The organism is Polyangium jinanense, from assembly GCF_028435365.1.
This window is the reverse complement of the sequence record NZ_JAGTJJ010000021.1, coordinates 127,827-154,501: the sequence shown is the minus strand read 5'-3', so window position 1 is coordinate 154,501 and position 26,675 is coordinate 127,827. Positions and strand designations below refer to the sequence as shown.

Below are 26,675 nucleotides of genomic sequence, written 5' to 3'. Positions count from 1 at the left end.
ATGGCGATCGACTACGGCGACGATATGAGCACCTTCGGCCCGGATGGGTCGATCGATATCGATTTCGAGGCGGTCGTGGAAGGGCCGCGCGTCGTCCTCGAGGCCGTGGCGCGTCGATGGCTCATGAGCTCGGGCGCGCTCCCTTGGTCGCCCGCGGAAGGCGTCAACGTCCTTCGCATGATCAACGCGGATCCCTCGCCGACGAACCTTTATCGCCTCGCCGAGTTGCTCGAAGGTGAGGCGCTACAGGAGCCAGGCGTGGTCGGGGCCTCGGTGCGCGCGGAGCTGCGGGGCGGCGTGCTCTTCATCGTCGGGCGGCTCGACCTGGCCGAGGGGAGCTACCTCCTCACGGTCGAGACGGGCGAGGCGCGGCGCGTCCTGTTCCGATCGCTCGGGGAGGCTGCGTGATGGTCGCGCCGTCGCTGGCGGCGCTGCTCCGGGCTCGCCGGAAGGACGTCATCTTCGAGGACCTGATCGAAAAGGCCCACGGGCTCGGGCTGCGCGCGCGTGGCTGGGACTCGAAGCGGATCGGGCGCGTGCTCCTCGAAATCGAGGCGCAAACGGTCGAGGCGTGGGAGGCGACGAAGATCGCGATCACGCGGGGCGGGTACCTCGGCGACGACGAAAACGGGCCGTTCGGCGCGTGGCTCGATCTCGTCGCGCTCGGGTGGTTTCAAGAGCTGCGGCGCGAGGCCATTCCGACCGAGGGGCGGATGGTCTTGACCGAGTTTGCCGACGACTCGCTACACGTCATCCAACCGGGCGAGCTTGCGGCGGTCTTCGGGCCTGAGCTCGCCGATCCCCTTCGGTACGTGAATGTCGACGGCGGCACCCTTCCGAAGGGCGGAAGCCTCGCGCTCCTGTTCCGCGCGGAGGCGCCCGGCGCGCGGTACAACGTCCCCCCGTCGACCATTTCGTTTCTAAATACGCCTCTCCAAGGGGTTCGTATCTCGAATCCAGCGGATCTCGCGACGGGCACGTGGATCACGCGGGCCGGCGCGGACCAAGAGAGCGATCCGAGCCTCCGCGCGAAGTGCCGCGACAAGTGGGGCTCCCTCGGGGCCGGTGGGAACCTCGCGGCGGTCCGGTACCGGATCCGCAAGGCGGCCGAGCTCTTCGGGCTGTCCGTCTCACGGTTTCGCGTCCGCGACGACAACCCGAACGGACCGGGGAGCGTCGACGTCTACCTCGCCAATCCGGCCGGGCCGGCGTCCGCCTCCGAGGTAAAGGCCGTTCGCGGCTACCTCGCGGGGCTGAAGGCCGTGGGGACGGGTCCGCTGCGGTGCTTCTCGGCGACGCTGCTCGAGGTGCCGATCGTCGCAGGCCTGCGAAACCCGACGAACCCGCACGCGGTCGCGGAGGCCATAGGGCGGCTCGTGGCCCTCCAATCGGATTACCCCCTCGGCGAGGCTCTCTACCGCGCGCGGCTGATCGAAGAGCTCGTCGACGTCGCCAGCGGGACGGTGGACGTCCGTCTCGTGTCGCCCGCGCGGGACGTCCTCCCGAAGGCGACGGACGCGATCGTCTTCGTCCCTCAACTCACCTTGCTTTGATCGAACCGAGGACGCATGGCCGACGAGTTTCGAGAGCTACAGCGCGGCAACATCCCCGACGGGGGACAGTGGACCGATGCGGAATGGCTCCGCGGCCCGAACGCACAAGCCTTCCTCGCACTGCTCGGGGAGACGAAGGACGCCACGCTCGACGAGCTGCGGGAGGCCATCAAAGCGCGCTGGCCAGGGCTCGGGCCGCCCGATGCGCTACGCTGGCAGGGCCAGGGCTTCGACATTGAACGGTTCGAGGGGGAGACGGACGAAGCGTACCTCGCGCGGCTGGAAAGGGCCTGGGAGACGCATCAACGGGCGGGCACGGCGGGGGCGATCGAGGAAAGCCTGCGGGCCTTCGGGATCCCGGATGTGCTCGTGCTCGAGGACTGGCAAGGGCGCTTCGCGGAAGGGTGCTGGTATTCGCGGTTTTGGGTCGTGCTCGGTCCGGACTTCGGGACGCTCGGGATCGAGCCGCTGCGAATGCCGTTCCTTCTGGGCGAGCCGACGCTCGGGAGCTCGGCGACCGTGGACCAGGTCCGCGCCATCAAGCGGCAGATCCTCAAGTGGAAGGATGCCCACGGCTACCCCGTCCATGTGATCCTTCGCTTCCGGGACGCCCCGCTCCTCGGCCTTGGGCTTGCGCTCGGCTTCGTGCTCGGCGGCTCGGGAGGGAGCGGCGTCGCATTCTGGCCGATCGGCGCGGGGAATATGCTCGGGGAAATGTCGATGCCGTTCCGGCTCGGCGGCGGGTACGACGTCTAACGGAGGCGATCATGGCTTACGATTTCATGGGTTCTCTCGTCTTCCATGCCTTCGTTCGCATGCTGAACGATGGGGAGCTCGTCAATCACGAATCCCTCTACCGTCTCGGGCTGGTCCGCCTCGCGGATCGGACGGCGTACCTGCTCGATGCGATCGGCCGTGCGCGCGCCGAGCTGGCCGGCGTAGCCAACGGAACGCGTGCAACGCTCCTCGGCTCGAAGCGACTTTCCACGTTCACGCAATATGACGCGGAGACGAACCCCAATGGCGAGCTCGGTCCGGGCGGGCTGCTCGATGGGAAGACCCTGCTCCTCGGCGAGGACTCGGGGCCGGCTGAAATGGTGCAGTTCCTGGCGCCGTTGACGCCAGCGGACATCGTCCAGCAGATCAAGGCGGGTGCGCCCAAGAACAAGGACGCCAACCTCGACGATGAATCCCGGCTCGTGCTCGCCTCGAAAACGTTGGGCGCGAGTTCCTCGCTCTCGGCGAGCGGAACGGCGGCGGCGGTCCTCGGGCTCCCGAGCGGGACCGCGACGGGTACGGGGACGATCGATGACGGCGCGTCGCGGGTTGGCTTCTTCGAGTATGGCGCGATTCCGACCGGAACCGTCCGCTCGGCGCTCGTCGGGCTGATTCAGGCGGTGGACAAGCTCGGGAAGACGAAGGCGGCGCTCGCCGGGGATACGTTCACCGGGCCGGTCACCTTCGCAGGGCCGGTCACCTTCAAATCAGGGACGCAGGACACGATCTTCGCGAAGGCGCCCGATGCCGACGCGGTCCTCGATGCGAGCACGGCAAACGTCTTCCTTCTGCCCATGCTGACGGCGTCCCGTACCTATACGATCGCGGAGCCCACGGGGGGCGCGCGGCGGATCCGAGTCCTGCGCCTCATGCTCTCGGGCTTCGGTGCGACGTTCCGGCGGCAGGATAGCGCAATGGTCGGCTTTCTGCCGAACGGCCAGGCCTGGGCGGAGTTCACGCATTTCGACGATGGAACCGGGGCGCGCTGGCGGCCTACGGCTTGGGGCGGGAGCGTGTCTCAGGTGATCTGGTAGTCGCTCTTGTGGGTTCGTATGGCCCTCGAAGGGCCTCCCCCTGAGCGGTCATTCCTTGAACTCAGTCTCCTCCCAAGTGAGTCGTCGCACCCCTGCACGCCGCATGTTTTCGAGGACGGCTGTTACCACCTCCGGATCCTCGCACATGGTCAAGGGGCATCGGGCTTCCAGGTCGAACACCAAGCCCAGCTCGGCCGAAGGTGGATCGGTTTCAAGGATTCCGTACCGATGCAGATCGGTGGTCCACATGTCCGAGTACGCCTCCACTCTGGGATCCTTCATGAGCTACCGCCCCTCCCGCTCTGGTGTTTGATTATAGCGGCGTGACCCAAAGCCGAAGCTGGCTCGGCGCGGGGTACTTCTGCGGGACTCGCGCGAGGTCGATCGGGAGCTGGGGAGCCTCCTCGGGTGTCTGCTCGAGGGCTCCCAGCGGCGCGCACACCTGGAACGCGAGTTTCAGGTAGCGGCGAAGGAGGAGCAGGGGAGGAAACTCCCCCCGTCCTTCAAGCCACGCGAGCGCATCACGAGCGCCCTTCGCGCTGTTGCACGAGCGGCAAGCCCAGACGAGGTTATCCCCCGCGTCAGGGCCGCCTCGGCTGGTGGCGATCAAGTGGTCGACGGTCAGGTTCTCGCGGGCTCCGCAGTAGCAGCATGCGATCGGAAGAACGAGCTTCAAGCGCTCATCATCGGCGAGCGGTCCGATGCTCATGGTGCCGTCGCGGAGCCCAGCGTTGACCTTGGAACGGATCGCGTAGTGGCGCGGCGCGTAGCTGATCGCCCCCTGAACGAGCGCGGCGTGCGCCATGGCGAGGTTCGCATAGGACCAACGGAGCAGATCGCTCACGGTTCGTCGGGACGCGCTGGGCTCGGGCGGAGGCATCGGATCCCGGGTTGATTGCGATTCGGTGCGGGCGTCAAGGGAAATTTGACCCTCCCCGCGAAGCACGAAGGCAACGGAGCCGGCGAGCCCCAGATCCCGGGACAGGTTGGCGCATCGGACGGTATATGTCCGATCGGGGGATTGCCGTATGGTCGTTCGAGCCCGTAGGATCCGCCTCGGTCGCCCGTTGGAAGCGAGGAGGCATGAAGAAGAAAGGCTTGACTTCGGAAGGAAACCCCACGGAAGGCGAGGACGCACGCCTTGCCGCGGTGGGTCTTTCGGCGCCCAGCGCGGAGGACCTCACGAATTACACGCCGGATGGCATTCGTCGGGCGACGCTCGCGGACCTCCTCGTCCGCGGCCTGGCGCGGGGGGACGAGCATCCTATCGAGGGCGTCGTGGCGACGGTCGCGGACGAACTCGACGCGATGGCGATGATGATGACGGATGGGAATCCAGCGCTCGGCACGATGCTCGGCGGCTGGGCGGTCCGGCTGCGGGTGGGGGCGGAGCTGGTGCGGCGGTATCGGGAGGCGGCGGCGTAGCGGTGGGACTGGGAGGGCCGCGGGTCATCGCTGCCCGCTGCCCTCCCGGCTCCCTTGCAGAACTTCGACGGTGACATTGAAGGCGAGCCGATGGATCGTGTCGATGGCGTCGCGTGCCTCCGCGGGCGTCATTGCATATCCTTGGAACATGAGGCGGCCTTCGCGCTTGTCGGGAGGCATGCTTTCCGCGTTGATGTAGATGCGGCCATCCGTGCCGATGGCAAGCTCGGTCGGCAAAGAGGTACCGGCTTCGTCGGTCGGTGCGTTTGGGGTTCGAGTGCTCGGATCTGCCATGATTGAGCCTCCTTTCAGGGAGTGAGAGTTACAGGTCTTGGCGGAGCTCGATGTGCGTGAGCTGGCCTCGGACGGGGTCCGAAATTGCCCCCGCTACGACATACCGATCGTCAGTTTCGAGCGAAAGGAGCGCGATCACCCCCTCCCCCTCGAGCTGCTCGAGAGCGCGGTTGACGTAGGATTGGAGGACCTCAGGCATGCGGGCCCGGATCCACGCGATAGGCACGGGCTCCTCGCTCGTGGGGGACATGCGAGATAGTGCGAAGTGGACGAACCATGTGAGGCGCTCCTGAGCGGGATAAGGCTGGATCTCTTGGACCAGCTTGGCCACATGGACGACCGCGCGCGCGTACGAGGGCGAGAGTCGAAAGAGGTTGTGGAGGACGTGCTCGCCGAGCTCGTCCTGGCTCAGTGCTCCCCTGCGATGCGGGGGCGGCAGTGGGAGGAGGGACCTTAATGGCGGAGGATCCAGCCTCGCGGCCAAGCGCTGGCCGACGCTCCGAAGAGCGCGCCACAAGGACACGGGAATCCCGAGCAGAAAGCGCACGACCCAGCAAACGGGCCTACTTGGCGGAACGCAACGTGGATCCACTATGGGATGCCGGTCGCGCTCCGATGGCATGCTCGGGCGTAAGCCTGATAGCGGCGGCTCGGGGATTCGGAATGAGGCGGGCGTAGGTTCGGCGTCTTCGTCCGCGGCTTGGGCCTCGGCGAGTTGATGGGTGGCCATGGTTCCTCCCAGCGTGGGAGCCATGGCTTGACGCTGGGTGCGCAACAAACACCTGGCCCGCGAATGGAGCACACCCAGCGCCAAGCCACAACGTGGGGCGAAATGAGAAGTCGACGCAGAGGCGTCCGCACTGGCCCTAGGGTCGCCCGTAAATGGGTAGGGTTGCGCGCGGCGGCCTCTTCGTCGCGTTCTCACCCATGGAATGAGGTCGACGCGGCTCCGGCTCTCAAGAAATCGTCACGCGGGGTGAAAAAAGCGGGAGAAGCGCCCTACTTCGCCCCCTGGTTCGCTTCCCGGCCGGCGAGGACCGCGCCCAAGGCTCCCGTGACGAGGGGACAAATCCGCTTCGCCTCCTCCTGGTCGCCGCGCTCCAGCGCGCGGTCGCACGCCTGGGCGAGGAGGCGGGGCCGCGGGTTGCCCTTCGCCTGGTCGGGCGTGGGGGCTGGTCCAGACGACGGAGGGCACTGCGGCGCGACTGGCTCCGGACAGACGGGCGGCGCGAGTTGCTCGATGATGCCGGCCGGCACGGTGTGCTCGCTCGTCGCGGCGACGTTCACGACAACCGGAGGGAGTTCGGCGAGCGTCGTAGCGCGGCGGAGGAGAAGGAAGACGATGATCGCTCCGGCGGCGGCTCCACCAAGGAATGTCGGCACGTGGAGCCAGCGGCGGGGGTCCAGCTCGCGGCGCGACTCGGTGGGGCTCGACCACGCCTCGCCAACGCTCCCATCGTGTCGGATGTCCTGCGAATGGAACGGAAGGACGAGCGGGCTCCTGATGCCGAGGCGTTCGAGCTCGCGGCGGAGCTGGGCTAGCGCGGCGGCGAGCTCTCGGTAGACCGTCGAGGCGGATATCCCGAAGCTCTCGGCGACCTGCTCCACGGACAATCCATCGAGGTACGTCGCGCGGACAACCTCTTGTTGTCGCGTGGGGAGCTTGTGCAAGGCGGCGTCGAGGGCCCTGTTCTTCTCTCGTTCGTAGGCTTCTTGCTCGGGATCCGACGGGGCCACGTCCTCGATTTCGATGAGCGGAGCCGGTTTGTTCCGCGTCTTCCCGCGCTCGCGGTACTCCGAGACGACGCTCCGCATGTTGAGGTGCAGGAGCCCGCCGAGTTTGTCCGTGATCTCCTTCCCTTCGAGCTGGTGAAGGGTCCGGACGTAGATGTCATGGCAGAGATCGGGCATGTCCTGCGCGGGAACGTGGCGGTTTCGGAGCCAGTGTTCGATCTTGCGCTGGTGCGTCGCGAGGAGCTTGAGGCGCTGGTTTCGTTCCTCGTTCATGGGTGAACCCTCCAATCAGGGGACACAGCAAAGGGTGCGGGGCCCGAGGAGCTCGACGGCGCCGAGGAGCTCGCCCCCGTGGGCCTGGCAGGTTCCGGAGTGGTAGACGAACGCGGTCGCGCTCTTCGCGCCGAGGGCCTGCCCGGGCGTCGTGAGGTCGAGGCACGTGGGGCTGTCCGATGAAACCTCCTCGGCAACGATCGGGCTGGAGCATGCCGCGTCCGCGTGAATGGCGATCGACGACACGCACGTGCTCCCCTCGGGCGCGCCGCACGTGCAAGCCGAGCAAACGCGGGTGTCCTTGAAGTCTTCGTAGAAGACGAACCTCACCGTGTACCCCTCGGCGGGGCAGTCGTGAATCCCGGACCGCTGGACGCACTGTCGGAAGCCGTCTGGCGCCATGGGGACGCAGAGCTCGCCGGCGCTACATCCGGCGTATCCGGTCGAGGTGATCCCTTCGCAGAGCCGGACGAATTGCCCCCAGGATGGCGCGTCCAGGGATGCCGCGGAGGTGCCGGAAGCGCTGCACGCCTCGTCCGTGATCACGAGCGGTTCGATGGTCACGGACTGAACGCAGGGCTGGCTCGTGCCGCACGAGGCGGCGGGGATTGCGTTGTCCGCTGCACACGAGCCATCCCAATACTCGGGGGGATCCATGGGCGTCGCGGCGGCTCCCTCGGCGGAGGCGCATGGAGCGGTATGGGCTACGATGCTCGAAGGGAGCGAACAAAAGCCGTACGAGGGGCCGCACGTGCATTCCCCGCAGTCGGCAGGCGGGACGATGGGATCGCCGTGCCAGACGAATTGCTCGACGGGTGCGGCGTCGGGGCATGGTGGCGCAGAGGTTTCGTCTGGCCCTATCCACGCGAGGAGGGGAAACGAGAAGTCGCCCGGGCGAAGGGGCACACAATCGTCCTCGCACACGAGCTTACACCCGCCGTCCCCCCCGTTGGTACTTGGGCCGCCGTCGGCGGCTTCGTCGCCAGCGTCTTCGTCACCTGCATCGGGGCCGCCGTCGGCGTCTCCGGCGTCTTCATCGTAGAATTCGACGATGTTGATCGCATCGGGACATCCAGACAGAAGCGTACCGAAGGCGAATCCCAACAGAGGCACGATCAACGCTGGTTTGCGCATACGGATTTTCATAGCTGTTCCGGCCTATTCATTCAGCATAATGGAGAAAAGAGTCCCGAGGCTGAGGCGCACGGGCGGCGCGCGCCACTCCTCCACGGTTTGGCCGCTCTCAGGGCCAGCGGTCTTGAAAACGACGCTCCTCACGTCGGCGATCCCCTCACCGAAGAAGAGAAGGGAGTACCGCTGGGCAAAATTCCATCGCGCGGCGAGGCGCAAACCGAAGCCCACCAACAAGCCATCCGAAACGCTAAGTGAACCTGGCTTCTCAAGGTGAAATGTCATGCGGCCGATCGCTGCGGCGCCGCAGATGTCCAAGATGCTGGCGCGTGCGCACGGCAGAATCGTCCCCGACCAGAACGAGGTCCGCGCAGGAATGTCCCGGGGTCCAATGCCCGACGCTGGTGTGACGACTCCACGCATGTCCGCCGCGAGGGCAAACCTCGGCCATCGAACGTCCACCATCCCCTGGCCTCCCACCGCCACGCTTGGCAGACCAAGCAGGGAGACGACGGGGCCGAGCGCCGCTGAGACCTGGACCGGCGTCCCCTCGGGCGAGCCCGGTGAGGTCGGGCCCGCGGATCCCGGGGCGATCATGGCCAGGAACTCTGGCATGCGGAACGCCACGGGGTGGATCTCCGGCCTGCCCACCTCGATGTCCGGCGGAGCCGCGAGCACGGGCGGAGGCGTCTCGCTTCCCCACGCGCGCGGCCCGAAAGCGAGCCGAACGAGGGAAGCCATGTCGTAGGCGAGCTCGCGGCATGTCCCCTGCTTGTCCGTGCGCCAGCGCCACTCCTTTCCATTACCCGAGGGATCGGGGGCCGATAACTCGGCCTCGAAGTCTTTCCCAACGCGACGCACGTCGACATGAAGGACGGTCGAGACGTCGGTCCGGACAACCACGTATCCGAACTCGGCCGCCATCATCAAGGCGAGCTCTTCGGTGTCGGGACAGCCTGTCGAGGCGTCCGGGGCGTCGTAGTCGAGGCGGAACGCTATTTTGTGCTTCGGTGCGGCGGCGGCGCTCGACGCGAGGGCGAGCGCGCAAGTCGCAGCGGCAAGCAGGAGGAGGCGGCGCATGGGAGACGGGCGCCAGATTACGCTCCGTCTGGCGGGACAGGCAAGCGCCGTTTGCCCTGGCGGGGCTCGGGGCGAGGTCGAGCGGTTCGTCCGGATAGAACCGAACGCGCTACGCCGAGGTGGCTTAGCGGCGATCCGTTCCGGTGGCTCTCTCCGCACCGAGCTCGCTCGCGGCCTTCGCGACTGCGGCAAGGACCTCGGTCACCTTCCGCCACGCATCCGGGCCCCCTGCGGCAACGGCGGCGAGTGCGTCAACCGCTCGCGCGGTCAGGTCTGCGCCGAGCTCGGGAGCCTTCGCGACGGCGGCGAGGGTCTTCATTACTTCGGGCGCGGCGTCCGGTCCCCCGAGGGCGACAGCGGCGAGGCCATCGACTGCTCGGCGGGATATATCCACGATCCATCCATTTTGATCGGTAACTGATTGATTTCGTTCGATATGGCACCGACTTCCTAAACCGAAGGTCGCAGGTCCGATTCCTGCCGGGGGTGCCCAATGATTCCGCGGGGTTAGCGCATCCCGCTCCCGTTGCCCCAGGGCCGTCTGGAAACGCGTTGCCCCACTGTTGCCCCAACCCCCCGGGTCCTCTCCTCGACCCCGGCGGGTCGCGAGCGGCTCCGTGGTGACGGTCACCCCTTCCGGCCTCGCCCCTTGACCGGACGCGGACCGTGCGATGCCCCACCATCGCCCCGTCCGTGACCCCGCCTCTGCTCCGGCTCGCCGGACTCCGTTGCCCCGCTGTTGCCCCGCCCCTCGGTCGCCAGCGCGATCCTCCGGGCGGCCTCGGCGAGGTCTTCCTTCAGGTGGTGCACGTAGCGCTGCGTCGTCGACAGGTGCTTGTGCCCCGCCATGCGCTGGACCACGTGCACGGGCACCCCGGCCCTCAACCACGACGTGATCGCGAAGTGCCGCAGCCCGTACACGCTCCACCCTCCGAGCGCGGCGCGGTTGCGCACGCGCTCGAACGCTTGCGTCAGCCCGTACTGCCCCCACGGCTTGCCCTGCTGGTTGAGCGCGACGCGCCCATCCTTCGGCCCGTGCTCGACGTGCTCGAGGAGCCCCGCGAGCGGGGCCGTGATGGGAATCTCGCGTTGTCCCGTCTTCGGCGTGTGCGTCTCGCCGTAGGAGCGGCCTTCGCGCACGCTGAGGAAGCCGCCTTGCGCCTCGCCGTTTGTCCCGGGGAGGAGCACGTCGCGCCGACGTAACGCGCGTACTTCGTTGGGGCGAAGGCCGGCATACGCCATGAGCGCAAACGCGAGGCGCTGGGACGGGACCGCGGAGGCCAGAATCGTGTGGATGTCCCTTTCGGTGGGGATTTCGAGGATGCTCTTCTCGGCGGCTTTGAGCCGAGGCAACGCGGGGGGCAAGCCCGCGAGGTAGCCGCGGCTCGTCGCGAAACGCAGCACGGATCGGAGGACGATCTGCACGTTGTTTCGCGTGGCGCGGGCGCGGTCCTGCTTGGAGAGCGCGAGGTCGAGCTCGGCGGCCGCGGCTCCGTCGACCTGGGCGAGCGGGAGCTCGCCGAAGGTCGGGAGGAGGTGGCGGTCGAGGACGAGCGCGTAGCCTCGGCGGGTGGTGACCTTGAGGTCGGTCAGCATGAAGGTGGAGCGGTATTCGCTGACGACTTCGGAGAAGGTCTTCGTGGGGAGGGCGGAGGTGGTGGATGGGGTGGGAGGGAAGCCGGCGGGGGAAGCTGCCGGCGACGCGGGGACGTCGTCCTCGGGCGCGTACGGGGTGCCGTAGCGGGCGAGGTTCAGGAGAACGCGTTTCTCCTCGGCACGAGCGCCGGGGAGCGTCTGGACCTGGGCATCTTTGCGGTACCTTGCCCGCTGTCCGTCTTTCGTCTTGTAGCGGATGTCAATGAACAGCCGGGTTTCCCCGCGGCGGTTGACTTTCCGGATTGGCATGATCGGGTCCTTTCCCGGTCATCCCAGCCGAACTGCGAGGTTCAGATCATATCATGCGCTCGTCTTAACTGCCCCTGCTAATCGTGGCACCTCCGCATCCACGTCTGGACGGGCGTCAGCGGACGTGTAGGGACCGCCGCTGGCTTCGTGGACGGCTGCTGCTTGAGTCTGGGTCCGGCGTAAGCAATCTATTCGTTGCGCGCATCACCGACGCCCTCGTAGCTTTGCCGAGCACCTGCTTCGCCTAGACGAGCGACCATTCGATAAGCGACCGCATATCCGGCGCGACTATCCGACCACGCCGAGCTCGTGCACGACCTCCACGATCGGCAACGACGGCTGCGCCTTCGGTTCAGCCGGGGGTGTTCACGATCTTGCCGAACCCTTCGCCCGAGGCGGCGGAGAGGCATCACTGAGCCCGAGAGGGGGGCGGTCGGGAGGGGGCCTCGCTCCGCAGGAGCAACCCATCCGCCCCCCAGGTTGATTTGTACCGTTACCTCACTTCTCGGCCCTGCGCCGCAATCCCCCCAGTGTGACAAGACCTATGAGGACGAGGCTCCACGCGGCATTATCACGGGAATCACTGCCTGCGACGCGGCAGCCGCAACCCTCCTCGCCGGCCCCACCGCCTTGACCGCTGCCGGCGCCGCCTCCCCCTGCGCCTCCACTGCCAGCGGCACCTTCACCCCCTGCGCCTCCGCCACCAGCGGCGCCCCCACCGCCAGCACCCCCACTGCCAGCGGCGCCCCCGCCGCCAGCGCCCCCGCCGCCAGCGCCCCCGCTGCCAGCGGCGCCCCCGCTGCCAGCGGCGCCCCCGCTGCCAGCGGCGCCCCCACCGCCAGCACCCCCGCTGCCATCGACACACATGCCGTCGACGCACATCCCACCCGCACAGGTCTCGCCATCGGGGGCGGCGCCGTCGTTTGGGCAATCGGCCGAGATACCGCTGCACGTCTCCGCGATATCGCATGAACCGGCGGCAGCACGACAGACAACGCCCGGCGGCGCGAGCTGATCGGCAGGGCAAGCCTTCGATACACCATCGCACTTGTCGCTTACATCGCAATCGCCCGCGGCTGGTCGGCATACCGTTTGCGTGCTGGCAACGGCATCGGCTGGACAGGTCTTCGAGCTGCCATTGCAAGTATCGTCGATGTCACATGGGCCCGACGCCGGACGGCACACGATCTGCACGTCGGCCAGGGCGTCGGCGGGGCAGGCCGCAGAGAGGCCGTCGCAGTTCTCGGCCACGTCGCAATCGCCGGCCGCTGCGCGGCATGGAGTGCCTGCGAGCGCCAGCCCGTCCGCGGGGCACGCCGCGCTCGTCCCGTCACACGATTCGGGCGCGTCGCAGGCGTCCGCGGCGGCGCGGCAGGTAGTTCCGGCGGGGACAAGGGCATCCGCGGGGCATGCAGCGGACATACCATTGCAAACTTCAACCATGTCGCAATCGCCCGCGGCCGCGCGGCACCCCGTGCCCGCGGGAGCGCGCGCATCGGCAGGGCAGGTCGTGCTCGCGCCGGTGCAGGCTTCAGCCACGTCGCAATCGCCGGCGGCTGCGCGACAGAGCGTACCAGCCGAGGCCGGCGCGTCGCTGGGGCACGTCGTGGCCGCGCCATCGCATACCTCTGCCGCGTCGCAGGCACCCACCGCGGCGCGGCAGACCGCCCCAGCCGCCACGGGCCCGCAGGTCCCATCCATGGCCGCACCCGAAGCCACGCTACACGCCTGGCAATCGGTCGTCGATCCTCCGCCGCAGGCGCTGTTGCAGCACACGCCATCCACGCAGAAGCCGCTCACGCAAGCGGTGCCGAGCGAACAGCTCGCGCCATTTGGCTTCGGGGGCGCGAGAGAAAACGCATACGCTGCACCTGTGTTGGTTGCCCCAGCGTCATGTTCGTAAGCTCCGACGAGCACGGTGTCGCCGCTCACGCCGACGGAGAAACCGAAATAATCCCACATGCCGTATGTGTTCGGGAGAAGCTTCGCTTGCTCGGTCCAGATGGTGCCGCTGCGCGTGAACACGTGGGCGGCGCCGACCATGCTCGATCCGATCAGCGTGTTGTGGGCGCCGATGACGGCGGTGTCGCCCTCGAGCGAGACTTGGGTGCCGAACACCTTCGAGTTCGCCACATCGGTGGCGTAGAACTTGGCCTGCTGCGTCCAGACGGCGCCGCTCCGAGTGAACACGTAGGCCGAACCAATGTAGGTGTTCCCCGCGTATTCGTCGCCGGGCGCTCCGATGAGCAAGGTATTGCCGTCCAGGGACACGCTGGTGCCGAACAGGTCGTTTCCGTCGCCGCCGAGGGCGGAGGTGAGCTTGGCCTGCTGGGTCCAAACGCTGCCACTGCGCGCGAACACATAGACGACCCCTTCGTCCGCTATCGAGTTGATATCCGTGTTGGGGGCCCCGACGACGACGGTGTCACCACGGATGGATACCGATCGGCCGAACCCATCGGCCAGCTGCTGCTGGCCGTTGACGTAGAGCTGAGCCTGATAGGTCCAGACACCGCCGCTCCGTACGAAGGCCAGTACCCCGCCGGAGCCGCTTCCGCCCTGGGATGCGACAATCGCCGTGTCGTTGTCGATCGCCACGTCATGGCCAATCTGCGCGCCAGCCGGGGCCGGTGCAGTGAGCTTGCCCTGCTGGGTCCAAACATTGCCAGTGCGGGTGAAGACGTAAGCCGCGCCCACGTTGGCGATTCCCCCGATATCGACGCCAAAAGCTCCGATTATGGCAGTGTCGCCTTGGAGCGCGACGGAGTGCCCGAAATGGTCGTTGGCGAGCGCGTCGTTGGCCACGAGCTCGGCCTGCTGGACCCAGGCACCGCCATTACGCACGAACACGAAGGCTGAACCTGCCTGCTGTCCGGCAGCCGTGGTGTCGTTCGGGGTCCCGACGATGGCGGTGTCCCCGCTGATCGCGACGGAGTAACCGAACCAGTCACCGGCCTCCTTGTCGGGGGCCACGAGCTTGGCTTCCAGCGTCGCGATGAGCGGGTCGACGACCACGGGATAGACGGCCCCCGCATCGTCGAACGAGATCGTCACGTCGCTGCCCCGCACCCCGAGCCGTGAAGGCAGCGTTCGTCCGGTCGCGTCACGAACGAAAAGATTCCCATAAAGGAGCTCGGTCGCCCCCGCGCCATTGTGGAGCTCCACGATGTCTCCCGAAGCACCGAGCGCCGGGGAAAGCTCGCCCGCGACGGTGAGGCCGAGCGTGATCTCGCCACCGCCGCCGCCTCGGCACGCGGGCGCGGCAGTCAACGTGAACCCCTGCTCCAGCCCGAGCGGGCCGCTGACGTACCACTCCGTCAACTCTCCGCGGTGGTAATCGACGCGGTTTGCCGTCGCCACCGGCTCCGCAGGCGACGGCGCCAACAGAGAGCCGCCGCAGCCCATACCCGAGAACGACAGCGTCGCGGACCAATCGGGCGATGGCGAGGCTTGGGCGCCAGGAGTCAATCGCACCCCTTCGGCATCAAGGTCCGCCACGAATCCCAAGGAAGGGTTGGCCGCACGCCAGCGACCAGCGGCGACACGCTCGACGGAATGGGATTCGCCTGCCCGCGATTGCATCGCTTCGATGTATGCTGCGACGAGCTCCGCCGACATGGGTGTTGCGCTGTGAGGCGCGCTCATCACCTCGCCGGCTCGATCGGTCTCCGCGGTCCAGAACGGCAAGGGATCGCCGTCGGCACCACAGTTGGCGACCGTCAACAACGTGAATATCGCGAATGCATTCGATGCCCTGGCGGGTAAACTCATTTGAATCACCGAGCGCGCGCATGGACTGAAGTAGTTCCCCCCCGCCCAGAAGAACCGTGCGCGGAGAGATGCGCGACACCATACAAATGTGGCTTCCCGTTGTCCAGTGCATTCGTTCCCGAGGAGCTGCTCGCGCCACGGCTGAGAGCGCGGGCCGGGAGCTTAAACCGTCCGCCTCCCCGCCATCCTCCTCCCCGCCTCCTCCAAATCCTCCTTCAGATGATGCACATACCGCTGCGTCGTCGCCAAATTCTTATGCCCCGCCATCCTCTGCACCACGTGCACCGGCACCCCAGCCCTTAACCACGCCGTGATCGCATAATGCCGCAGGCAATACACCGACCACCCTTCCAACCCCACCCGAGCCCTCACCCGCTCGAACGCCTGCACCAACCCCGACTGCCCCCACGGCTTCCCCCGCGCCGTCATTGCCACGAGCTCCTCCCGCGCCCCCGCCTCCACCGGCGCGAGCAACCTCCCGAGCTCCGGCGTCACCGGCACCTCCCGCTGCCCCGTCTTCGGCGTATGCGTCTCCCCGAACGACCGCCCCTCCCGCACGCTCACGAACCCCCCGGCGACCGCCTCTCCCTCCCACCTGAGCCGCACATCCCGCCGCCGTAGCCCCCGCACCTCATTCGGCCGCAGCCCGGCATACGCCATCAACACGAACGCCAACCGCTGCGACACGCTCGCCGCCGCGAGGATCCGGTCGACCTCCTCGTCGGTCGGAATCTCCAGAATGCACTGCCCGATCGGCTTGAGCCGCGGCAACCCCTCCGGCACCCGCGCGATGTACCCACGCGCCTTCGCGAATCGCAGCACCGACCGGAGCACGATCTGCGTATTGTTCCGCGTCGACTGCGACAGCTCGCGCTTCGACAGCTCGAGGTCGAGCTCCCCGGCCGCGACGCCGTCCACCTCGTCGACCCCACGACCGCCGAACCTCGGAACCAGCGTCGCGTCGAGCACCCCCTCGTACGCCTTGCGCGACGTCACCTTCAGCTCGGTGATCATGACCGTCGACTTGAACTCGTCGACCACCTCGCCGAACGTCTTCCTCGAAGGCACCACCAGGGGCGCATGATCCTGGCGAACCACGTCGCGGGAGCGTATTGGAAGTCAGATGGGTCGCACGGTCCTGATCCGACCAATACCTAGAGATGGGTGACCTACAATGCCGGGCGGCGGGGGCGTGATGTCATTCCGACCCATCTTTCGCTGCGCTCGCACCCAGGAAACCGTGGCTGCCTGGGGCAGCATCGTGCGCATTGGCTGGCCGCACAAGGATAGGACCATGCCACGATTCTCCGGTTCTTCTACGGGGAAGACGTCGAGTTTCACGAGCTCTCCAGCAGTGGGGAGAGCACGGGGTTCGGCCAAGTGCTGTTTGGCGTGATGGCGCTGGCAGTTTTCGGACGCACCGTGCGGAGGTAGCCGTGGTGCTTCGCCTCGTGCAGGTCGGCGAGCGCATGAGCTCGTCGAGCTCCTGTCCCATCACGAACACATGCAGAACGCAGTTACTTGCAGCTCTTGCTCGTGTCGCGTGTGCACTCGTGTGGGCCGAGGCTCATGCACTTCTTGTACGCCTCTTGGCTCGGGCACGCGTAAAACGCGCCGTTGATGCAGCACGTGATCGTCTGGCTGCCATGGGTCGTCGAGTGGTTCAGGTTCACGCCACCCGCGGGGAGCTGGGGCAGCGGAATCGGGATGACCACCTGGCCCTGCACGGGTTGGGTCTGCGGTGGCTGCGAGGCCGCCTGGGCAGCTTGGGCGTTCGCCTGAGCCTGCGCCGTTTTGTGCTGCTCGATGAGGAGCTGGTACTCGCGCTCGCGTTTCGCCGTCTCCGCGGCCTCTTTCTTCGGCACGAGGAGCTCCTCGCCGATGCGCGCCCTCAGGCCACGGACCCACCCCGACCAGTGATCGTCGACGAGCACTTCGCCGCCCGGGCCCGGCTTCGTCTGGAGGCCGGTGCTCTTCACGTATTTTACGACGTACTGCGTGCCCGAGTACTCGATGTCGACGTCGAGGGTGATTTCGCCTTTGTCGAGGCGGGCGGCGATCTTCCCCGGCTCTTCGCCGAGGGCCGAAAATCTCCGAGCTTCCATCGCTCGGATCACGGCCGCGCGCACCTCGGCGGGAGACTCCGCGCGCGCGATGAGCACGGGCTCCGCCGTCTTCGTCGAGGTGAACGCCGTGCCGCCGCACGCGACGACGGACAGGGCGAGAAGTGCAGGTGCCAAGAAGTGCGAGGCGCGAAAAGTCATGCCGGAGCGTGTACCAGAAGGGCGGTTCGTTCGACAAGCGCCTAGGGCGGACAACCCCGGATTTTGTACTCACCGACGCCGAGCATGCTTCCCGCATGCCGGATGGTTGTGACATTCCACACATGCAGCGACCACCCGCTTCTTGCTCCAATCGACCTCTTCGCGAACGTCATGGCGTCGCATTGATGTCCCGATCATAGCGATAGAAACCCGAACCTCGCCCGCTTTGACGAAATCTCGGAGACCGAGGTGCGCGCAATGCCGCTCGCCCAGCCAATTCTTCTCGCCGAGAAACTCCCCGCCTGCACGTGCTCGGATCGCTGCGAATCCGCCTGCCGTATGAGCCGCGACGAGTCCCCCGAGTGCCGCTTGCGCTGCCCGTGCACCCCGTAAGCCAAGGTTTGTCCCTTCCCCCACAGGGTTTGCCCGCGCATCTCCAACCAACACGGGATCCGCCCTTTAGACCTTGCCGCACCACGCCCCGGTGCCGTACCCTCGCGTCATGGTTCGTCTCGCACGTACAGCGCTTCTGCTCGCAGCCAGCGCGGGCCTTGCCGCGCTCGCCATCCCGGCCTGCATCGTCTCCAGTGGCACGATCGGGTCTGATTGCCCCATCGACGACGACGGCAACCTCCTCATCCCGCGGGAGTGCTGCATTTGCCCCTCCCCTGAGGCTTGCCCGCAGGGATGGCCGAAGTACGTGACCGTCCCCGACTACTGCCGCCCCGATTGCCCGGAGGACGTCCCCTACGAGTGCTGCCCGTGCCCGAGTCCCGAGTGGTGTCCCGACGGCGTCCCCCCCGAGAACTCCAGCTACGAGAGGTATTGCCCATCTGCGGGAACGGACGCAGGTGTCGACGGCTCGACGTCCTCGCTCTGCACGGGCGGCTCGTGCGTGGCCCCTGGGCCTGCGGGCTGGAAAGGGCCGATGAGCTTCTGGCAGGGCTGGGACATCGCGGCGCCGCCATGTCCCAAAGAAGCGCCGATCCTCGCGTTCGAAGGCTGGACCGCGCCGCCCCCGCCCTCGTGCGGCACGTGCAAGTGCGATGCGCCCGAGGGGACGTGCAAGCTCCCAGAGACGTGGACTGTCAACTCGGCCGCCTGCGCAGATCCGGGTGGCGGTGTCAAGACAAACTTCGATCCGCCGACAAACTGGGACGGGACCTGCAACGGCGACAAGTCGATCCTTGGGGACAAACTCTGCGGCGGTGTTCCCTGCGTCCGTTCGATCACGATTTCGCCCCCGGTGATCGAGGAGCTGCCATGTAAACCGCACCTCGTCGGCGATCCGGAGCCCAAGGCTCCAAAGGCATGGAACGGCGGACCGGAGATCACGCTCGGGCGGGTCTGCACGAGCGAGAGCGCCTTGCCGACGTGCACCGAGGCGGAGGGGAAGGTGTGTGTCGCGACGCCTCCCGGCTTCTCCTCTTGTTTGTACCTCGAGGGGGACCACGTGTGCCCGGAGGGATGGGGCGAGAAGAAGCTCCTCTACGGGTACGTGGAAGACAAACGGACCTGCGCGGAGTGCGCGTGCAGCGAGCCAAGCGGCGGGTTCTGCAATGTGAAGTTTCGGATCTTCAGCGACGCGGCATGCACGATCGAGAAGGAGGCCGCCGACGTCTCGGCCGGCATGACCGCTCCCTGCAAGGACCTCATGCCGGGGACGCAGCTCTCCGGCAAATCGGCCGCGGTCCTCGAATACACGAAGGGCGCGTGCACGCCGAGCGGGGGGAACGCGGAAGGGGAGCTCGTGCTGCTCGAGCCCGTCACGGTCTGCTGCGCCATGGCCGTGATTTAGAACGCGTACACGAGCGAGCCTCCCCCCGTGAACGTGGGGGTCAGCGTCTCCCAGAACGAAGGGTTAACCAAATCGAGTCGGGTACCGACCAGCGGAAACGCAACTTCAACGTCGACGCGCGCAGCAAGGTGCTCCGTAAACGGTAGCTCGACGCCACTGCGCGCACCGACGCCGAAGAACGCGCGCACGATATGACCAGCGTAAGCTCGGTTGAGCGTCGCCGCCCCTACGGCGCCCCCCGCAGCCAAGAGACAGCCGAGAAGCGGAGGGCGCTTCACACACGCGCCAGCCGTCAGGGCGAACGTGTGCATCTCCGCCTCCGTGAACCCCAGCGGGCGCGTGTTCAGGTTCGCCCCCCAGCGCGCATCGAGCTCGAGCGAGAGCTGCGGGAGCTGAACGCCGCCGGCAACGCGGAGCCCGGGTGCCCAATCCGGAATGAGCCCGTAAGACGCGATCCCTCCCAACGCCAGGAAAACGCGCCTGGCCACCGGAGCCGGGGCTGCCGCGGGCGGTTTCGAGGGCGGTGGACACGTCGGGAATCTCGGGCACGGGGCCGTCTTGGGAGATGGCGGAGGCTCTACCGAAGGCGTTGGGGCCTGCTCCTCCTTCTTCGGCGCTGCTGCTCGGATCCGCGTCGCCGCGTCGAAGGCCGTCCAATAAAGCACCTTGAAACAGTCGGTTTGGGGCGAGTAGTCGCGGTGATCGGTGGATACGGCGACGCCGTTCTCGTCCGTGATCGTCGTATCGACCGACTTCCCGCCATCGGGGAGTCGCCGGATCCGCACGACAAGCGCGCGCGCCGCCGTCGGATCGATCGTACTCACGGGCACCCAATTAGCCAGGATGGCCTTGAACTCGAACGCATCCGAGCAACCGGGCAACGTCCGATCCGTCGTGAGCTCGACGCGACTGTGCGGCAGCTCGTCCGCCGCGAGGGCCGACGACGACCAGGCCACGCTTAGGGCCGCCGCGCCAAACGCACTCCAGAAGCGCCTGAAATCAGTGTGCGACCTCACTCCGTGGCCCCCTCGACGAAAAATGTGGAGGGGTCGGTCGATTTTTCCCGTGATGGAGGGCGACTTCTGCCCTTTGTATCCATGGGACTCGTGAACGCGAGCAGAGGGTCTGGGGCATGACACGCGTCCTCGACGACTGCTCGAACGAACTCGGTATCTCCAGAGAGGCCACGCTCCGGTATCGGGATGCTATGGCCGCGGTGGTTCGCTCGGTCGGAGTCGATTCGGAGCATGTGATGGACGTCGTCCATCATGCATTCCTGGTCGTATGTAGCAAGCCTAAAGCAGAGCGGCCCGATCCAAAAGACGAAGAAGGCTTTGGCGCATGGCTGAACGCCGTCGCGAAATACGAGGCCCTGACGAACCGCAAGGACGCATCCCGCTCGCGGGAAGTCGCGACGCCCACCGAGGAGATCGTACGCGCAATCGAGGCCAGCAGCGCGCATGTCGAGAACTACGAGGCGAAGGTCGACGCGTCCAAGGTATTCGAGCGTCTGAGCCTTGACGATGGCTCACTGCTCCACGAGCATTTTTACGAGGGGACGACGATCAAGGAACTCGCCGCGGAGCGCAACGTCGCGTGGGCAACGATGCGAGAGCGAGTGGATGGCGTGCTCCATCGGGCGCGCATTGCGGTGGACGAGTCTGCGGCGCGGTCGCTCCGCCGTCGTCGGCGCCGGATCGGTGCCATTCCGCTGGCTCTTTTTGGCTTGCTCGCCCGCGAGGCGCGCGCGCAGGTGGGCTCGTTCTGGACGCGGTTGCTCGGGTCTCTTCACCGCACCCCTGCCCGTTTCATCGGAAGCCTCGGCACGGCAGCCGTAGTCTTCACAGCCACGCCCCACCTCGGGTCGTGCGCAGGCGAAGAGGACGCATTCGCTGCTCGCGCCCACAGCGTGGAAGGCCGAATGTCGGACGGTCTCGCGCGGCATGCTGGCCTCGTAAGGTCGAGACTGAAGCCCACCACCCCCGCGGAAACGCCGAAGGTCACAAGTCCCCGACGCACGTCGATCGGCCCTAAGTCTCCGCCGGGGCATCGATACGAGGAGCGCTCGCCGTCGCCATGGATGATCGCGAACGCGCTTCGAGACGCCGAGGCGACGCAGTAGCGCTTTCACATCGGTTTTTTAGTTCGCGAAATACGAATCGCCGGCCTTGGGCGGCTCCGGTGTGGCCGCTCCCTGCTCGCGCACAGGTGCTCGCTGGCTGCACCGTAGTCGCCCAAGGTCGACGAGCACCAATCTCGGAGGACCGGCCATGCCACGTCGACCAACGACCCATCCACTTCTCTCAACCCTCGGCACGCGCATCCGGGAGTTACGCCTGGATCAACGAATGTCGCTGGCCGACCTCGCCGACACGAGCGGAGTTACGAAAGGCGCCTTGTCCAGTATCGAGAATGGGCGCGTCAATATCACGATCGAGACCTGCGTGAAGATCGCCGTGGGCCTCGGCCTCCGGGTCGAGGACGTGATTCCTGGCGGATTGGAGGATCTGGTGGGGAGCGGTCCGGCGAACGGACCGAGGAGCCATGCCCAAGAACGCGCTCGATAACGTCGCGACCGCGCGCTCCACGGCGCGGCCGAGGGTGGGTGTGGGACGGTGGCAGCGCCGCGCCGCCAAACGATAACCAGGGAGCAGACGGCCCCCTGATCGTCTATCCCCTTGTGCACGTTGTACGTCCCATCCCCACCAAGTTGAAACACGGCGAATGGACGCCCTTCGGGTGTCTCGAGCACGATCCGGCGCCGCCCCGTCGGAATCGTGCTCGCCCGCTGGGCGCACCGCCGCCATCGTGCTGACCATCCCGGCCATGGTGAATCGCCCGATCGTGTACGCATCCATCCTCACCTTCCTCATCGCGGCCTGCGCAGCCAGCTCGAGCTCCCCAGGCACGACGGGAGGCGGAGGCGACGGCGGCACGGACACGGGCAACGTCTCGTCGAAGGGCGAGCAGGCGAACGGCGCGTGCCCGTCGTCGCCCGCCGAGCTCCACGGCACCAAGCCCAACGGCGAGAGCTGCTCCACCTTCGCCGACTGCGCGCCCGTGTGCTGCAACTGCGCCACGAGCGGCGAGCAGTTCCTCGCCGCCGCGTGCATCGACGGCGCGTGCGCGGCGGCGGGCAACGCCTGCCAGGCCGTGGAGACTCCCACCTTCTGCGGTGGGGGCACAGGCGGCGGCGGCGCGGGCGGCGGCGGCGCGGGCGGCGGCGGCACGGGCGGCGGTCCCGTCGACCCCGAGTGCGATCCGCCCATCGACGGATGCTGGCAGACCTGCCTTGCCAACGACACCAGCCCGTCGACCTGCGCCTCGCAGTGCCCCATCGGCAACGGCGTCGGCTGCTATGCCCTGTGCGTGCAGAAGGGCACCTCCGCCTCCACCTGCGAGACCATTTGCGGCACCGACACCCCGTCGGCACAGGGCGCCTGTTACGATGTCTGCATCGCCGACAGCACGTCGGCATCCACCTGCGAGATCATCTGCGGCACCACCACCGCCTGCGGTGAGCGCGGCTGCTACAAGAACTGCGCCGCCGACGGCACGAGCACGTCCACCTGCGAGACCATCTGCGGCACCACCACCGGCCTCGGCCAGTACGCCTGTTACCAGCTCTGCGCCGCCAACGGCACGTCGTCGTCCACCTGCGAGACCATCTGCGGCCTCGGCACCGAGTGCGCCGAGCTGGGTTGTTACGAGAACTGCGCCGCCAATGGCACCTCGACCTCCACCTGCGAGACCATCTGCGGCACGAACTCCGACTGCGCCATCGTCGGCTGTTACAAATTGTGCATCGCCAACAACACGTCGACGTCGACCTGCGAGACCATCTGCGGCACGTCGGCGGGGACGTGTAATGCCTGCGGGACGTCGCAGACCCCCAAGGACGCGTGCTACGCGCTGTGCGCGCACAACGGGACGTCGACGTCGACGTGCAGCACGATCTGCGGCTAGGGAGGAGCCGGGGGGGCCCCACGCGCGGCTCGGCCGTAGCCTGCACTCGCCCCACTGTTGCCCCAACGTAGGCACCGAAGGGTCTCAGAACGTCGCGTTGTGGTCAGCTTCAACTCGCCCCCTCGATCCTCGCAGAATAGCCGGGGCATCCGACCACAGGATCTACAACGTGTTCATTATAATCCCGCGTAGGGGTAGGCGAAGTGACGTTGAGGTAGCGCCACCGTCGCGTCCCCTCCCGCCGCGACGATGACCCAGGGGTGGGCATCGGGGGTTTGTCCTACTTCCGTGGCAGCCTCGCTTCGACCTCGGAAACCAGGCGCGTCATCGTGGTCCCGAGCGCCGTCGCGAGGGCCTGGACGACGTTCAGCGACGGATTGCGCTTCCCTCGTTCGAGCAGGCTTACATAGGTGCGATGCAGTTGGGCCCGATCTGCCAGCTCTTCCTGGGAGATCCCCACCTCGATCCGGACTTCGCGGACCACTTGCCCGAAGATCTGCTCCAGCCCGTTGCCAGCCACCTTGACGGTCGACGGTCTGCGAGTAGAGACTGGGCGTCTACAGACTATAGTCTGCAAGAAGCGCCGCCCCGAGGGACCTGGAAATCCCCCGGGGCGACTTGGCCGCAACCCCGTTACGAGCGGAGTCGCAACCCATGCCCATCATCGGTCGTCCTGCCATCGCAGGGCAAGAAGGCACCGATCCGTCCGTCGAGGATACGCACGATCAAGACCCGGACAGCGTTCCCGCTGTCCTCTCGAACGATATGCAGCAACGCGTGCGCAGCGCACTCGTTGCGTACGCGCAGGGGAAAACCCAGCATGCCGTGGCGGAAGCGCTCGGGTATCCGCGTGGCTACGTGGCCGCGGTCCTCGACGGCAAGCTTCACGTGACCGTCCACTTCGCGGGTGGGCCTGCGCAGCCCGGGGTGGGAGAGGCGGCGGAAGGCGCCCCCGAGGGGGCGGAGGGGCCGCCTAAGGCCTGACCGACCAACGAAGGCGGAGGGCGCGCTCCAGGCCGGGGTCTGGGTCAGGGGTTTTTCTTGGTCCCGTTTCCCGGCAAGCCGGGTGGGTGTCGCGAGTTCGGGGACCCCGGGTTGAGCGCGCCCTCCTGAGACAAGGTTTGTCCCGGGACGGGGCGGATGTCCAGAAAAACCGACCGCAGCCGGATCGCGCTCGTGACACCATCCGCCTCCTGCTCCGACGCTTGGGCTCCCAAAGGAGCATCCGATGAGATCATGGTGCGAATCGGACGGCCACCAGACAATGCTCACCGCCGCTCGCTGACCAGCCTGGTTCAGACGTACGTCGGCAATGTGACGTCGCTGGCCGCGCTCGCCGTCATCCGCTCGAACACGCCGGCGAGCGGGCGGGATGTGAGCGCTCGGTACATCGCGTTCCGGAGGGCGATGGCCGCGCGGGATCGCGGCGCGAAGAATGGGCCCATGTGGCGCGCGGTGGCCTGGCAGCCGCGCGCGTAGCCCGCGATGGTGGCCTCGTAGCGTGCGAAGGCCCGCGCGTGATCGGCCTCCCTCGCGAGCTCGCCAGCGAGCACGTACGCGGCGACGACGGCGACGCCCGTACCCTGGCCCCCGATGGTGGCGCCGTAACCCGCGTCGCCGAGGAGGACGACGCGGCCGCGCGACAGCCCGTCGACGTCAACGCGACTGATGGTGTCGGTGTAGAGGTCGCTCGCGCCGTCGAGGTACGGGAGAAGCCGCGGCACCTCCCAGCCCATGCCGGTGAAGCGCGTGCGGAGCGGCTCGTTCGAGGGGGTGAAGACGAGCATGACGACGGCCTCCTCCACATTCCGCGTGCTGCTGACGACGACGGCCCTCCCGGGCTCGCTGTAGACGAGGCCCCTCCGCTCGAGGCCGAGGAGGTTCGGCATGCGGAACGTGGCGACGGAGTGCCCGTGGTGACGCACGTAGCGGCGCTCCTCGCCGAACGCGAGCGCGCGGACGCGCGAGTGGAGGCCGTCGGCGCCGACAACGAGATCGAAGCGGCGCGGCCGTTCGCGCTCGAATGTGACGTCGACGCCCCCGCCATCCTGCGCGATCGAGGCGATCGAGTCGCCAAAGACGTATTCGGCGCTATCGCGGCTTTTCTGGAACAGCACGTCGACGAGATCGCCTCGCTCGATTTCGAGCTCGCCGCCGGCGAACGATGGCGGCAACGTAAAGACGACACGACCCCTCGCGTCGACGAATTGCAGCGCGCCCATGTGCGTACGCCGCTCCGCGAGCGCCTCGAACAGGCCCATCTCGCGCAGAACGCGCATGTGCACGGGGCCGCGGAAATCGACGGCTTGCCCGCCGCGCCGCAGGGCGGGGGCGCGCTCGACGACGGTCACGGAAAAACCCGTGCGGCCGAGCCGGCACGCGAGCGCGGGGCCGGCGATACCTGCGCCGGAGACGAGGATGCTACGAGCCATGGGACCTCCTCGCGTGCGAGGCACGCCGAGCCGCGCGCACCACACGCGGAGCTGCGTGCACTGTACGCAGCCCAGCAGGATCGTCGAATGAATCCTCCGCAATTCGCAAAGATTCTGTGCTAGTACAGGGCGATGGATCGCGCGGGGGCCTCGCAGCGAATCGTGGCGGAGCTCAAGCGGCAGGTGGCGACCGGCGCCCTCCCGCCGGGCGCGCGGGCGCCGTCGACGCGGGCGGTAAGCCGGCGCTTCCGGGTGGCGCACGCGACGGCCGCGAAAGCGCTTGCAGCGCTGTGCCAGGAGGGTGTGCTCTTGGCGAAGCCGCGGGTCGGCCACGTCGTCGCGCCGCGGCAGGCCCCGGCGGAAGAGGGCCTCGGCCGCGCGAAGATCGTGCGGGCGGCGATGGCCATCGCGGACGCGCAGGGAGTCGACGCCCTGTCGATGCGCGCGGTCGCGGCGGTGCTGTCGGCGCCGCCGATGTCGCTCTATCGCCACGTACAGAGCAAGGCCGAGCTCGTCGCCGCGATGGTCGACGCCGCGTTCGGCGAGCTCCAGCTGCCGCCGCCCGCGCGCTCGTGGCGCGAGGGCCTCGAGGTCTCCGCACGCGGGCTCTGGACGCTCTACCAGCGCCACCCATGGCTCGCCCACGTGATGACGGTGACGCGCCCGCTCACCCAGCCGAACGTGGTCGCGTTCGCGGACTGGATCTTCCAAGCGCTCGAGGGCTCGGGCGTCGACGCACGCGGGCGCCTCGAACTCCACCTGCTTGTCTTCAGCTACGTGCGCGGCGTCGGCGTCGATCTCGAGGCCGAGCGGCGCGCCGAGGCCGAGAGCGGCGTCGACGGGGAGCACTGGAACGAAGCGCAGGCGCCCGTGTTCGCCGAGCTCGCGAGGTCGGCCCGCCACGCGAGCTTCTCGTCGGTGCTGCGGGACCTCCGGGAAGGCTTCGACCTGAGCCTCGACGCGCTGTTCGAGAGCGGCCTCGCGGCGCTCCTCGATGGCATCGAGCGACGGCTCCCCGCGCCCCCGGCCAGCTCGCCACGGGCACGGACGCGGTAGTGCTCCCGGCAAGCGGGGTCTTCCTTGTTGCCCCACTGTTGCCCCAACCGATGCACCGGACGGTCTCGAAACGTCTCGTCTCGGTCATCCCCAGCTCACACCCTCGATCTCGCAGAACGGCCGGGATCACCGCTGTTTTGCTGCTGATCTCCGTGTGGTTCGAGGGTGCTGCTAGAAGCTAC

Annotated in this window: 26 protein-coding genes; 12 read left to right on the top strand and 14 right to left on the bottom strand. The window is 67.5% G+C overall.

The features are described from left to right. Genes KEG57_RS28990 through KEG57_RS28975 form a run of 4 tightly spaced genes read left to right on the top strand, consistent with a single transcriptional unit; the run spans position 1 to position 3,364 of the window. Positions 1 to 408 carry a hypothetical protein gene (locus KEG57_RS28990; RefSeq protein WP_272459022.1) on the top strand — a complete coding sequence of 136 codons (408 nt, stop codon included), beginning with the start codon at positions 1 to 3 and terminating at the stop codon, positions 406 to 408. Next, on the top strand, positions 408 to 1,553 hold the full coding sequence (locus tag KEG57_RS28985) for a baseplate J/gp47 family protein (RefSeq protein WP_272459021.1): 1,146 nt from the start codon (positions 408 to 410) through the stop codon (positions 1,551 to 1,553). Before KEG57_RS28990 ends, KEG57_RS28985 begins: the two co-directional genes overlap by 1 nt. A 15-nt stretch (positions 1,554 to 1,568) precedes the next feature. Further along, complete coding sequence (locus KEG57_RS28980; RefSeq protein WP_272459020.1) at positions 1,569 to 2,309, top strand: phage tail protein; 741 nt, start codon at positions 1,569 to 1,571, stop codon at positions 2,307 to 2,309. An 11-nt stretch (positions 2,310 to 2,320) separates the two neighbouring features. Next, a complete protein-coding gene (locus KEG57_RS28975; RefSeq protein WP_272459019.1) occupies positions 2,321 to 3,364 on the top strand; it encodes a hypothetical protein in 1,044 nt (347 codons plus the stop codon). A 48-nt stretch (positions 3,365 to 3,412) separates the two neighbouring features. On the opposite strand, the gene KEG57_RS28970 is transcribed toward KEG57_RS28975, so the two are convergent. Continuing rightward, complete coding sequence (locus tag KEG57_RS28970) at positions 3,413 to 3,646, bottom strand: hypothetical protein (protein ID WP_272459018.1); 234 nt, start codon at positions 3,644 to 3,646, stop codon at positions 3,413 to 3,415. A gap of 31 nt (positions 3,647 to 3,677) precedes the next feature. Further along, positions 3,678 to 4,208, bottom strand: a complete 531-nt coding sequence (locus KEG57_RS28965) for an HNH endonuclease (RefSeq protein WP_272459017.1) — start codon at positions 4,206 to 4,208, stop codon at positions 3,678 to 3,680. 239 nt (positions 4,209 to 4,447) lie between these two features. Between KEG57_RS28965 and KEG57_RS28960 the strand changes: the two genes are divergently transcribed. Next, on the top strand, positions 4,448 to 4,789 hold the full coding sequence (locus KEG57_RS28960) for a hypothetical protein (protein WP_272459016.1): 342 nt from the start codon (positions 4,448 to 4,450) through the stop codon (positions 4,787 to 4,789). Positions 4,790 to 4,813: 24 nt separating this feature from the next. On the opposite strand, the gene KEG57_RS28955 is transcribed toward KEG57_RS28960, so the two are convergent. The 5 genes from KEG57_RS28955 to KEG57_RS28935 form a co-directional block, all read right to left on the bottom strand. Next, positions 4,814 to 5,083, bottom strand: coding sequence for a hypothetical protein (locus KEG57_RS28955; protein WP_272459015.1), 270 nt, complete (start codon positions 5,081 to 5,083; stop codon positions 4,814 to 4,816). A gap of 28 nt (positions 5,084 to 5,111) precedes the next feature. Further along, positions 5,112 to 5,282 (bottom strand): hypothetical protein, encoded by a 171-nt coding sequence (locus KEG57_RS28950; RefSeq protein ID WP_272459014.1) that lies wholly within the window; start codon positions 5,280 to 5,282, stop codon positions 5,112 to 5,114. An 800-nt stretch (positions 5,283 to 6,082) separates the two neighbouring features. Continuing rightward, positions 6,083 to 7,090 carry a sigma-70 family RNA polymerase sigma factor gene (locus KEG57_RS28945; RefSeq protein ID WP_272459013.1) on the bottom strand — a complete coding sequence of 336 codons (1,008 nt, stop codon included), beginning with the start codon at positions 7,088 to 7,090 and terminating at the stop codon, positions 6,083 to 6,085. Between the two features lie 15 nt (positions 7,091 to 7,105). Continuing rightward, positions 7,106 to 7,654 carry a hypothetical protein gene (locus KEG57_RS28940; RefSeq protein WP_272459012.1) on the bottom strand — a complete coding sequence of 183 codons (549 nt, stop codon included), beginning with the start codon at positions 7,652 to 7,654 and terminating at the stop codon, positions 7,106 to 7,108. A 594-nt stretch (positions 7,655 to 8,248) separates the two neighbouring features. Beyond that, on the bottom strand, positions 8,249 to 9,301 hold the full coding sequence (locus KEG57_RS28935) for a hypothetical protein (protein WP_272459011.1): 1,053 nt from the start codon (positions 9,299 to 9,301) through the stop codon (positions 8,249 to 8,251). On the opposite strand from KEG57_RS28935, the gene KEG57_RS28930 reads away from it, so the two are divergent. Next, positions 9,300 to 9,722, top strand: a complete 423-nt coding sequence (locus KEG57_RS28930) for a hypothetical protein (RefSeq protein ID WP_272459010.1) — start codon at positions 9,300 to 9,302, stop codon at positions 9,720 to 9,722. The genes KEG57_RS28935 and KEG57_RS28930 overlap by 2 nt on opposite strands. A 206-nt stretch (positions 9,723 to 9,928) precedes the next feature. Here the strand turns inward: KEG57_RS28930 and KEG57_RS28925 are convergent, their stop codons facing one another. The 4 genes from KEG57_RS28925 to KEG57_RS28910 form a co-directional block, all read right to left on the bottom strand. After that, positions 9,929 to 11,206: a tyrosine-type recombinase/integrase gene (locus tag KEG57_RS28925; protein ID WP_272426613.1), complete on the bottom strand. Its 1,278-nt coding sequence runs from the start codon at positions 11,204 to 11,206 to the stop codon at positions 9,929 to 9,931. A 498-nt stretch (positions 11,207 to 11,704) separates the two neighbouring features. Beyond that, positions 11,705 to 14,566, bottom strand: coding sequence for a hypothetical protein (locus KEG57_RS28920; protein ID WP_272459009.1), 2,862 nt, complete (start codon positions 14,564 to 14,566; stop codon positions 11,705 to 11,707). A 573-nt stretch (positions 14,567 to 15,139) separates the two neighbouring features. Continuing rightward, entirely contained in the window at positions 15,140 to 16,075 is a 936-nt protein-coding gene (locus tag KEG57_RS28915) for a tyrosine-type recombinase/integrase (protein ID WP_272426611.1), read from the bottom strand. Between the two features lie 419 nt (positions 16,076 to 16,494). Further along, a complete protein-coding gene (locus KEG57_RS28910; protein ID WP_272426610.1) occupies positions 16,495 to 17,241 on the bottom strand; it encodes a hypothetical protein in 747 nt (248 codons plus the stop codon). Between the two features lie 502 nt (positions 17,242 to 17,743). Between KEG57_RS28910 and KEG57_RS28905 the strand changes: the two genes are divergently transcribed. Then, positions 17,744 to 19,039 carry a hypothetical protein gene (locus tag KEG57_RS28905; protein WP_272426609.1) on the top strand — a complete coding sequence of 432 codons (1,296 nt, stop codon included), beginning with the start codon at positions 17,744 to 17,746 and terminating at the stop codon, positions 19,037 to 19,039. Here KEG57_RS28905 and KEG57_RS28900 read toward each other — a convergent pair. Continuing rightward, the gene (locus KEG57_RS28900) at positions 19,036 to 19,995 is read right to left on the bottom strand and encodes a hypothetical protein (RefSeq protein ID WP_272426608.1); all 960 of its coding nucleotides are present in this window, start codon (positions 19,993 to 19,995) and stop codon (positions 19,036 to 19,038) included. The two genes, KEG57_RS28905 and KEG57_RS28900, sit on opposite strands and share 4 nt — an antisense overlap. 176 nt (positions 19,996 to 20,171) lie before the next feature. Between KEG57_RS28900 and KEG57_RS28895 the strand changes: the two genes are divergently transcribed. The 3 genes from KEG57_RS28895 (at position 20,172) to KEG57_RS28890 (ending at position 23,005) form a co-directional block, all read left to right on the top strand. Continuing rightward, positions 20,172 to 21,161 (top strand): sigma-70 family RNA polymerase sigma factor, encoded by a 990-nt coding sequence (locus KEG57_RS28895; RefSeq protein WP_272459008.1) that lies wholly within the window; start codon positions 20,172 to 20,174, stop codon positions 21,159 to 21,161. Between the two features lie 148 nt (positions 21,162 to 21,309). Next, entirely contained in the window at positions 21,310 to 21,606 is a 297-nt protein-coding gene (locus KEG57_RS56160; protein ID WP_372518234.1) for a helix-turn-helix transcriptional regulator, read from the top strand. Positions 21,607 to 21,865: 259 nt separating this feature from the next. Beyond that, the gene (locus tag KEG57_RS28890; RefSeq protein WP_272459007.1) at positions 21,866 to 23,005 is read left to right on the top strand and encodes a hypothetical protein; all 1,140 of its coding nucleotides are present in this window, start codon (positions 21,866 to 21,868) and stop codon (positions 23,003 to 23,005) included. A 280-nt stretch (positions 23,006 to 23,285) separates the two neighbouring features. On the opposite strand, the gene KEG57_RS28885 is transcribed toward KEG57_RS28890, so the two are convergent. After that, complete coding sequence (locus KEG57_RS28885) at positions 23,286 to 23,525, bottom strand: helix-turn-helix domain-containing protein (RefSeq protein ID WP_272459006.1); 240 nt, start codon at positions 23,523 to 23,525, stop codon at positions 23,286 to 23,288. A gap of 134 nt (positions 23,526 to 23,659) precedes the next feature. On the opposite strand from KEG57_RS28885, the gene KEG57_RS28880 reads away from it, so the two are divergent. Further along, entirely contained in the window at positions 23,660 to 23,989 is a 330-nt protein-coding gene (locus KEG57_RS28880) for a hypothetical protein (protein ID WP_272459005.1), read from the top strand. 311 nt (positions 23,990 to 24,300) lie between these two features. Here KEG57_RS28880 and KEG57_RS28875 read toward each other — a convergent pair whose 3' ends face one another. Continuing rightward, positions 24,301 to 25,437, bottom strand: a complete 1,137-nt coding sequence (locus KEG57_RS28875; RefSeq protein WP_272459004.1) for an FAD-dependent monooxygenase — start codon at positions 25,435 to 25,437, stop codon at positions 24,301 to 24,303. Positions 25,438 to 25,569: 132 nt separating this feature from the next. Here KEG57_RS28875 and KEG57_RS28870 point away from each other — a divergent pair, with 132 nt between their 5' ends. After that, positions 25,570 to 26,493 (top strand): TetR/AcrR family transcriptional regulator, encoded by a 924-nt coding sequence (locus KEG57_RS28870; protein WP_272426602.1) that lies wholly within the window; start codon positions 25,570 to 25,572, stop codon positions 26,491 to 26,493. Positions 26,494 to 26,675 lie beyond the last annotated feature (182 nt).

Coding starts and splice junctions, on each gene's coding strand:
- KEG57_RS28990 (WP_272459022.1), top strand. CDS start 1: ATGGCGATCGACTACGGCGACGATATGAGCACCTTCGGCCCGGATGGG.
- KEG57_RS28985 (WP_272459021.1), top strand. CDS start 408: ATGGTCGCGCCGTCGCTGGCGGCGCTGCTCCGGGCTCGCCGGAAGGAC.
- KEG57_RS28980 (WP_272459020.1), top strand. CDS start 1,569: ATGGCCGACGAGTTTCGAGAGCTACAGCGCGGCAACATCCCCGACGGG.
- KEG57_RS28975 (WP_272459019.1), top strand. CDS start 2,321: ATGGCTTACGATTTCATGGGTTCTCTCGTCTTCCATGCCTTCGTTCGC.
- KEG57_RS28970 (WP_272459018.1), bottom strand. CDS start 3,646: ATGAAGGATCCCAGAGTGGAGGCGTACTCGGACATGTGGACCACCGAT.
- KEG57_RS28960 (WP_272459016.1), top strand. CDS start 4,448: ATGAAGAAGAAAGGCTTGACTTCGGAAGGAAACCCCACGGAAGGCGAG.
- KEG57_RS28955 (WP_272459015.1), bottom strand. CDS start 5,083: ATGGCAGATCCGAGCACTCGAACCCCAAACGCACCGACCGACGAAGCC.
- KEG57_RS28950 (WP_272459014.1), bottom strand. CDS start 5,282: ATGCCTGAGGTCCTCCAATCCTACGTCAACCGCGCTCTCGAGCAGCTC.
- KEG57_RS28945 (WP_272459013.1), bottom strand. CDS start 7,090: ATGAACGAGGAACGAAACCAGCGCCTCAAGCTCCTCGCGACGCACCAG.
- KEG57_RS28930 (WP_272459010.1), top strand. CDS start 9,300: ATGGGAGACGGGCGCCAGATTACGCTCCGTCTGGCGGGACAGGCAAGC.
- KEG57_RS28935 (WP_272459011.1), bottom strand. CDS start 9,301: ATGCGCCGCCTCCTCCTGCTTGCCGCTGCGACTTGCGCGCTCGCCCTC.
- KEG57_RS28925 (WP_272426613.1), bottom strand. CDS start 11,206: ATGCCAATCCGGAAAGTCAACCGCCGCGGGGAAACCCGGCTGTTCATT.
- KEG57_RS28910 (WP_272426610.1), bottom strand. CDS start 17,241: ATGACTTTTCGCGCCTCGCACTTCTTGGCACCTGCACTTCTCGCCCTG.
- KEG57_RS28905 (WP_272426609.1), top strand. CDS start 17,744: ATGGTTCGTCTCGCACGTACAGCGCTTCTGCTCGCAGCCAGCGCGGGC.
- KEG57_RS28895 (WP_272459008.1), top strand. CDS start 20,172: ATGACACGCGTCCTCGACGACTGCTCGAACGAACTCGGTATCTCCAGA.
- KEG57_RS56160 (WP_372518234.1), top strand. CDS start 21,310: ATGCCACGTCGACCAACGACCCATCCACTTCTCTCAACCCTCGGCACG.
- KEG57_RS28890 (WP_272459007.1), top strand. CDS start 21,866: ATGGTGAATCGCCCGATCGTGTACGCATCCATCCTCACCTTCCTCATC.
- KEG57_RS28880 (WP_272459005.1), top strand. CDS start 23,660: ATGCCCATCATCGGTCGTCCTGCCATCGCAGGGCAAGAAGGCACCGAT.
- KEG57_RS28875 (WP_272459004.1), bottom strand. CDS start 25,437: ATGGCTCGTAGCATCCTCGTCTCCGGCGCAGGTATCGCCGGCCCCGCG.
- KEG57_RS28870 (WP_272426602.1), top strand. CDS start 25,570: ATGGATCGCGCGGGGGCCTCGCAGCGAATCGTGGCGGAGCTCAAGCGG.